The 7,337-nt window shown below is 66.3% G+C and carries 6 protein-coding genes; all 6 read right to left on the reverse strand.

Annotation, left to right across the window (positions count from 1 at the left end; genetic code table 11):
- Window positions 1–410 precede the first annotated feature (410 nt).
- The gene (locus ENSA5_RS00175) at window positions 411–2,003 is read right to left on the reverse strand and encodes a hypothetical protein (protein ID WP_146155154.1); all 1,593 of its coding nucleotides are present in this window, start codon (window positions 2,001–2,003) and stop codon (window positions 411–413) included.
- Window positions 2,004–2,194: 191 nt separating this feature from the next.
- A complete protein-coding gene (locus ENSA5_RS00180; RefSeq protein ID WP_106389521.1) occupies window positions 2,195–3,247 on the reverse strand; it encodes a DUF4150 domain-containing protein in 1,053 nt (350 codons plus the stop codon).
- Window positions 3,244–4,515: a hypothetical protein gene (locus ENSA5_RS00185; protein WP_146155155.1), complete on the reverse strand. Its 1,272-nt coding sequence runs from the start codon at window positions 4,513–4,515 to the stop codon at window positions 3,244–3,246. The genes ENSA5_RS00180 and ENSA5_RS00185 overlap by 4 nt, the downstream gene beginning before the upstream one ends.
- Window positions 4,512–5,393, reverse strand: coding sequence for a hypothetical protein (locus ENSA5_RS00190; protein ID WP_106389523.1), 882 nt, complete (start codon window positions 5,391–5,393; stop codon window positions 4,512–4,514). Before ENSA5_RS00190 ends, ENSA5_RS00185 begins: the two co-directional genes overlap by 4 nt.
- A 168-nt stretch (window positions 5,394–5,561) precedes the next feature.
- Window positions 5,562–6,644, reverse strand: a complete 1,083-nt coding sequence (locus ENSA5_RS00195) for a DUF2169 family type VI secretion system accessory protein (RefSeq protein WP_106389524.1) — start codon at window positions 6,642–6,644, stop codon at window positions 5,562–5,564.
- Between the two features lie 3 nt (window positions 6,645–6,647).
- A complete protein-coding gene (locus tag ENSA5_RS00200; RefSeq protein ID WP_106389525.1) occupies window positions 6,648–7,109 on the reverse strand; it encodes a DUF6484 domain-containing protein in 462 nt (153 codons plus the stop codon).
- Window positions 7,110–7,337: the final 228 nt, after the last annotated feature.

A 7,337-nucleotide genomic window follows, 5' to 3' on the forward strand; every position in this document is an offset into this window, starting at 1 on the left:
CTCGAGCGCAACAACACCTGGTCGCTGGCGGTCTCGGGGGGGACGCTGTACCTGGAGATCGAGGGGAGGGTGCATGAGGGTCGGGTTGGACTGGCCTCTGTATTGTAATCTAAGTTTCATTGTAACACTTAAATATAGTCTGTTCATTATTTTAATAGGTTGTAGTGGCTTGTGGTTGTCGTGAAGTCCTCTCGTCTCACCGTCCTGTTCGTGCTGCTTTGCGCGGCCTGCGTTGTCAGCAAGCGACCCTTCTTTTCCGCTTTTCGTCTTTGCATTGACAGGATGTGGCCAGACGCAGGATCCCGTCGACGGCATGTTCGGCGACGACTTCGGCAGCGGCGAGACGGGCACTCCTGTTCCAGATCTGGGACCAGGTGAGCCCGAGCCGCAGCATCGTGTGGGCAGCCATGTCAGGCCTGGGGCACGAGGGTGCCAAAGAACAGCCGAGTCCCGGGTTGGTGAGCGGCGAAGCTGGGGTCGGCTCGGAGCGCGGCGAGCAGCGGGCCAGCGTGGGCGGGGGCGACGGCTTCGGGGCTGGCCCACAGGCGCGCGAGGTCGACGCCGGTCATGGTCTCGAGCAGGTGACGCAAGGCCGCGACTTCGGCCGGGGCTTGTGGATCTTTGCCAACCGAGCGCTCGAGCTGGGCGGCGAGGCGTCGCAAGTGCAGGGGCTGGCCGGCCCATAGGACCGTGTCCGGTGGGTGGACGGCGGTGATGCTGCGGATCCGCTCGTGGACGGCGGTGAGGTTCTGGCTGCGAAACAGCTTGAACAGCTGCATGTCGAGCTTGGGGACCAAGCGACGCCACAGGGGCAGCCACGGCGGGCCGAAGCGGGTGGCGTCGGGGTCGAGACGGCACATGAGCTCGCCCGCGGCCTCGAGCGCCCAGGCCAGGCCAGAGTCGCTGAGGGCGATCAGGCACAGCTCGATCCAGCGAGGCTCGGGGCGCTGCTTTGCGAGTGTGACGAGGCGGCGCAATTGGTCCGAGGGCCCAGCGTCTGCGAGGAGCCGGGCGGCGAGCAGGTCGGCGTACTCATCATCGATGAGTTCGACGGCGGTGATGGTGGCGTCGACGAGGCGATGAAAGTCGCCGAGGACCGCGTTGTGTGCGATGTGGGCGATCCGCTGCCAGAACGAGCCGTTGGGGGAGGCGCGCCAATTGTCGAGGTCGCTCCAGAAGTAGGAGTCGAAGCCGTCGTCGTCGTCGTCGTCGTCGTCGTCGTCCTCGAGGATGCCGGCGTCGATGAGGTGCTGGCGATCCATGGCTTGGATCTCGGCCTCGAAGTAGGCGATCGCCTCATTCATGAGGTCGACCGCGCGAGGGTCGATGACCTGGGGGACCTCATGGCCGAGGAAGTAGCGCTTGCCGGGTTGGTAGCGGTGGGCGTCCTCGGCGAGGAAGCGGGCGATCTCGCCGGCGATCTGGAGGGGTTGTTCTCGTCGGTGCTTGTCCTTGGCGTGCCAATTGGAGCAGTCTGCGCCCGTCACGGTCTCGTAGGTCCAGCGATCTGGGATTGGTTGTTGTCCGACGGTCCGGGCCATGGTCGCGGTGTCGAATACGGCGCCAAACATGATGGGGGCGTGCACGTCGCCGATGCGGTCCATGAGCTTGCGCCAGGCTTGGAGCATCATCCAGGCCTCGATGGTGCGATGCCGTCCGGTCTTGTAGCCCTCGTTGTCCCAGGAGTAGTCGTTTTTGACTTTGGGGATCTTGTTTTCAGCGGACTCGATCAGGCGGGAAATTCCGTTGCTCACGATGCCGGCTTCACGTGGAGAACTTCCGGTGGAGATGAGATGCCACATTCGGATCATGATCGGGACGCCCCAGGCGAGCTGGGAGTGGTAAAGCATGTTGGCGATCTCATCCTGTTTCCACCACTTTTGTGTCTCGTACAGCGCGGTGCGATGTTCGTTGATGATATCGACGAGTTCGGGCTCGGTGCTGATGCCGCCGATGAAGATGTAGACGTCCTCTTGGAGGATTGGGTAGGGAGTGTCGACCATGCGGCGAACTGTGTCGAGACCCTGGCGATCGCCGCTTCGGGCGAGTTCGACCGCCGCTGCGAGTCGGGCGCTTTCGTCGGGCGAGTCGAGGCCCGCGGGGACGTCGGGCGGTGGCGTGGCGCTCCAGAACTTATCCATAATTGAAAAATCGAAGTGCCAAGGTTTGCGTTCATAGGTCATGAAAGAAACTCCTACAGTTTTGTGGATCGCTCTGCCCACACTTTTGCACATTTATCTTGGATTTTAGTGAGGTCGGCATCAAACTGTCGGCATTCTGGCGAGAGGGTCGAGTCGTGGGTGAGGTTGCCGTCGGCCTCGAAACGTCCTGGACATCCGCCCGCACATTTTGGCACACGATGGTGTGTGTCGCTGCCTGGGGGGTAGCCATTGCCTTCGAGGTAGTCCCTTCGTTCCTTTTTCCAATCATCTTCAATGATCTTCGCCGCCCCCGGCGGCGTGACGCGATACACATCACAAGGCGGCTCCGGCAAGCTCTTACACCCCGCCGCCTTCCCCCGCGCGATCACCTCGCGCCGCTCCACCAGGCTACTCTCCCGCTCCGCCAACTTATCGAGAGCCTGCTCGAAGCGCTTCATCCCTTTCTTGTGCTTTTTCGCAGGCTCATTGTCGGCCAGGAACTCCAACGCGTTCTCGAGCGAAGCGTCCTCGTCGGCCCCGATCATATACCACTCCTCCTCGCTCACGACGGGCGCTGGCTTGCGGTCGGGCCCCAGCTGCCCTTTATGAATTTTGCCTTTGCAGCATTCGCACTTGGGCCCGTCCTCCCCCTGCTTCTCAGGCTTGGGCGGATCCCCCTTGTCGATCGCTGTTTGGGGCCCGGTGTTGGAGTTGCTGCCGTGGTTGGAGGTGGCGATGTCGATGTGTCGGCAGAGGTTCTCGCCCTCGGCCTTCACGTCCATCGACCACATGGCAAAATAGGTCTTGCCGGTCATCTGCTGGCTGGCGATGCCGGCGCCAAAGCTCTTGGTCGCGGCCTCGTTGCCCAGCGGGGAGGTCTTGAAGTAGCTCTTGTTCTTGAGGGCGATCGGCTGGCCGCCGATCTTCACGGTCTTGCTGCCCTCGCGTAGATCCCTGGCGAACGAGGACACGGCGTAGGGCACGGGGACCGGTCCGGTCGGCGGGCCCGGAGGGCTCTTGCATACGTCGGGGAAGGCGGCGATGACCTTGACATCGCCGTCCTTGCAGGCGACGGCGTTGCCGTTGGCGAATACGGGCTTGCTCATGTCGAAGCTCCGGTGGCGCGAAGGTGGGTGAGCCAGCGCCGTTGTCGGGCCACGGGCGCGTCGTAGGCGAAGATGGCGCCGGGACGCAGGAGCCCAAGCCGCCAAGCCGCGAGCGCGCGGAGTCGCTGCGGCCCGGCGATCAGCGTCAGGCGAAGTGCGTCGGGCAGTGGGCGGCCAAACATGACGCGGCGACCCGGGGAAAATTCCGACGCGGTCTCGGCCCACCAGGCCTGGGTCGCGGCCGGCTCGAGCCAGGCACAGTCGAGGTCGGGCTCCTCGAGATATTCGGGTTGCCCGTCGCTGGTTGGCGGCCCACAGATCAAGCCTCGCGCGTCGGGGTCGAGGCCAGTCAGCGCGCTCAACCCATAGCTCGCGGCGAGGCCATAGTTCGGGTTGGCGAGTCCTTCGATCATCCACGGGATGTAGATCGGGTCGCCGACTCCGACCGCGCCAACATGCGCGAGGCGGTGGTGCTGTGGGTCGCCGGCAAAGATCCGCTGGATCGCCGCGTCCACCCGAGCCGCAGACAAGCCCGAGAAGCCGATCGCACACGCGAGGTCGCCGTAGCGAGGGCACGCGGGCCCGAGGTCGATGAGGGCCTCGCAGGTTTCGGGGGAGGTGCCTTGCTGACGCAGGCGGCCGAGGTTCGCAAACAAGCGGACCCGCGCGCACGGGTCTTCGCTGGCGCTCGCTTCGGCGGGCAGCCCGAGCAGCGCCGCGCCGCGCCGGGCGACGGCGCGGGTCCATGCCGCAGGGTGGGCCAGCCCACGCAGTAGCTGTGCGCCGGGATCGATCCGATGCTCGAGCAGCGTCGCCAAGCCCAACGACCAACGAAGGGGATCGGCCTGGTTCAGCCACCAGTTTCCGATCTCGATCGCGTTGGTGGGTGGCAGCCAAGCCAGGGCCATCACACATGCGTCGAGCTGCTCGAAGGTGTCTGGATCCGCGTCATCGAGGAGCTCGAGGGGCGCGAGCGCTTGCTCGACGCGGTCCCACTCACGCAGCTCGAAGGCCAGGCGGAGCGCGGCAAAACACTCGCCCGGGAGCCTCGTTGCCCATGCAGGCTGGGCGATCTCCCAGCCAAGCGCGCCCGCGTTTCGCAAGCCCTCGCAGTGGGCGTCGAGGCGGGCGTCGAGGCGGGCGAGGGTGTCTGTGGTCGCGACCGGTGAACGGGTGGTCTGATCGCGAAGCTGAGCCAGAAACGCCGCTTCTTCGGCGTGCTGACGCACGACCTCTTCGCGCACAGACGCTGGCGTCCCTGTGTTCACCAGGCCCACCTCGGCACGGGATCGAGCCGCTCGGAGGGCGGCTCGGCGGTGGGTGCTTCGAGCAGCACGATCGAGCGTGCGCCCGCGGCCGCGGTGCTGCTGCACAACAGTCGGCGCCCCGGTGCCCAGCCGCCCCGACTCGCCTGGGTAGCGAGCATCCAAGCCGCGGGCCCAGCCGCCACCCCCACGCTGCCGAAGTATTCCGACGGGTGCCACAGCGCGATGCTCGGGCATCGCTCGGTCGGCAGCCGGGCGCAACACAGCGCGATCTCGTTGAACTCATATTGCTCGCCGCCGAGATCGGCCAGCCATAGATCCAGATCCGCGAAGCGCCAGCCCGCTTCGGCGAGGGCAGCACGCGCGGCGTTGGTCATGCCACGCGCATCATGCGGACGTGTATCGAGGATCGTCGCCGGCTCGTGCGCAACACCGAGCCCCGCGACACGGCTGGCGGTGGGGCTCGGGCTGGTCGTGACCAACACACACGCCGCGGCTTCACCGGGGATGAAGCCGTCGCCGTTTGTCTCGGTCCGCAAGCGCTTGTGCAGGTTGGCTTGGGCCATGGTGTGGATGTCGACGAGGCTGTCCACGGCGCACAGGAGCACGGGTTCGTCACCAGGCTCGAGCTCGGCCCGCAGGCGCGAGAGGACGACGGCGCAGCTGGTCTCGTCGCCACAGATGAGCTCGAGGCTGCGAAGCTGGACACCGCTGCGGTCCAAGATCAGCTGCGCGAGTGGGTCGAGATCAGCGCGCACGCGCCGAGTCGGGGCGTTGGAGCAGACGAGGACGCAGCGATCAAACACCGTGGTCTCGAGCTGACGAGCGCTCTGGGCGAGCGCGCAGACGAGCAGCTCGATCACGCGCTGGGCCGCGGGCACTTTTTTTTTCGAGGCCGGGCACCGCCGCGCCCGTGAGCGGGTGACCGTCGTCGTCCTGCCAGGGGAGCTCATCGAGCGCTGCGATCCCCGCACGGATCGCCAACATCGACGCGTCGCGCTCCTGGCCGAGGGCGCAGGTCAGCGCGGTGGGCTCGATGTAGAGCTCGGTCATGAGCGCTGGACTCCGCGGCGCCGCTTGGCCCACGTGACAAATTCTCCGAGCGAGCGAAAGTGGGGCTTGGCGCTCCTGCGAGGTTTAGGGCCTCGGCGTGGGCCAATCACGATCTCGCGCAACAGGGCCGGCTTGCGGCCGAGCGGCACACGTGTGCGCCAACTCGCCAGCAGCAGGCCGGGCTCGGGCTCGAGCACGATCGTGTCGAGCATCGCGGTGCGCTCGACGACACGATCATCGAAATGGAAGTGAACCAGCGGGGGCGGTGGTGGGACCTCGGCTACGAACAGGCCAGCGCGAGACATGCCGGCCACGGCGATCGCGGTGCCCGGCGCGAGCGTGGCGACACGCTGGTCCGGGGGCGCGACTTGAAAGTGCTCGAACCCGAAGTCGTCGGGCAACAGGGGGAAGCGATCGCGCCGCCACGCATCGTCGAAGGTTCCGGCGGCGGCCAAGCGTGGTTGCCAGCTCCGCGCGATCGCGGCCAGGCCCGCGGGCAGGTATCGGGGGCCCCAGCGCTGAATTGGGGCGTCGAGTGACTCGATCGAGGGGGCGCGAGAGCCCACGGCCTCGTGCTCCGACACACCATCGGCGAGCCCGACTCCAACTGGATTGAGCTGCTCACAGCCAGCTTTGGTGGTCCCCCCATAGGCCAGCTCCCAGCGCAGGGGCTGTCGCTCGAAGGGGTGGCCCACGCCGGGCACGAGCCCCACCACCCCCGGACGCCAGACCCGATCACCGTGGACGCGCAGGCGCTTGGACGCGGCGCCGACCCGCAGCTCGACCACGCAGTCCGTGCATGGCCGCCCCTTTGGCGCCCAGGCGTGTCCGCGAACGAGGACGTCGATCGCGGGCTTGTAGGGCGCGAAGTCGTTCTCGCTGCGCAGGCTCGAGCTGCCCGGCTCGCCCTCGTAGCTGTCGATGGTCTCGCAGTCGCGTTGGTGCTCGCTGGGGCGCAGCCGGCCGTCGTGAACTTTGTAGGTGCCCTTGATCACCACCACGCACGACAGCGCGCCTTGGGGATCGGTCCAAGTCGTCAGCGCCGAGCGCAGACCTGAGCTATCGCGGGTGATCTGCACGGATCAGTTGAGCTGGATCGAAGACACGCGGATGCGATGGCTGCCGCTGGCTTGGGTGAGGATCTGTACGGCCTTGATCACGACGCGGCCATTGGCGTCGAGGGTGATGCTGGCCTTGCCGCAGCGGATGCTCAGTTCCTGGCGGGCATGAACGATCACTCGATGTCCGTCGACCTCGAGCTCGACGGGCTCGGCGGGCTCGGCGGGCTCGTCAGTCGGCGAGCTTGGCGTGGGCGATTCGACGAGACCGAGGATCAGCGGCCGCGTCGGGTCGCCAGCGATGAACTCGAGCGCGACATCACGACCGAACTCGCTCGGGCCGATGGGGACCAAGGAGAGCGCGACGAGCAGCTGCTCGCCGTCGTGGAGGCGGACGCGGGGCTGGTGATCGACGATCGCGACGATCGTGGCGAGCTCGGGGCCTCTGCGAACACGGCCGATGAGCGAAGACGCGGGCGCGGACATCCGCCCTACCTTAGCGGTTTTGGGTTCGCGGTGCGAAAGCGCTCAGACTCGTAGCAGAGCCCGGGCGCGAGGCCGCCAAGAGGCGCTGTAAAGGAGGATACCCGGACTCCGAGTTCTCGTTTTGATCTTCCGATCAGAGGGTGGCTCGCCCACGGGCCACCACCTCGGACTGGTCAGAATTCCTGCAACACCGTAGCTGGGGGGGCCGACAAGTTACGCGTGGTCTCC

This window comes from Enhygromyxa salina, assembly GCF_002994615.1.
Classification (GTDB): Bacteria; Myxococcota_A; Polyangia; order Nannocystales; family Nannocystaceae; genus Plesiocystis; species Plesiocystis salina_A.

Bases quoted from the DNA above. Each gene is read 5' to 3' on its own strand.
- ENSA5_RS00175 (WP_146155154.1), bottom strand. From the start codon at position 2,003: ATGGTCGACACTCCCTACCCAATCCTCCAAGAGGACGTCTACATCTTC.
- ENSA5_RS00180 (WP_106389521.1), bottom strand. From the start codon at position 3,247: ATGAGCAAGCCCGTATTCGCCAACGGCAACGCCGTCGCCTGCAAGGAC.
- ENSA5_RS00200 (WP_106389525.1), bottom strand. From the start codon at position 7,109: ATGTCCGCGCCCGCGTCTTCGCTCATCGGCCGTGTTCGCAGAGGCCCC.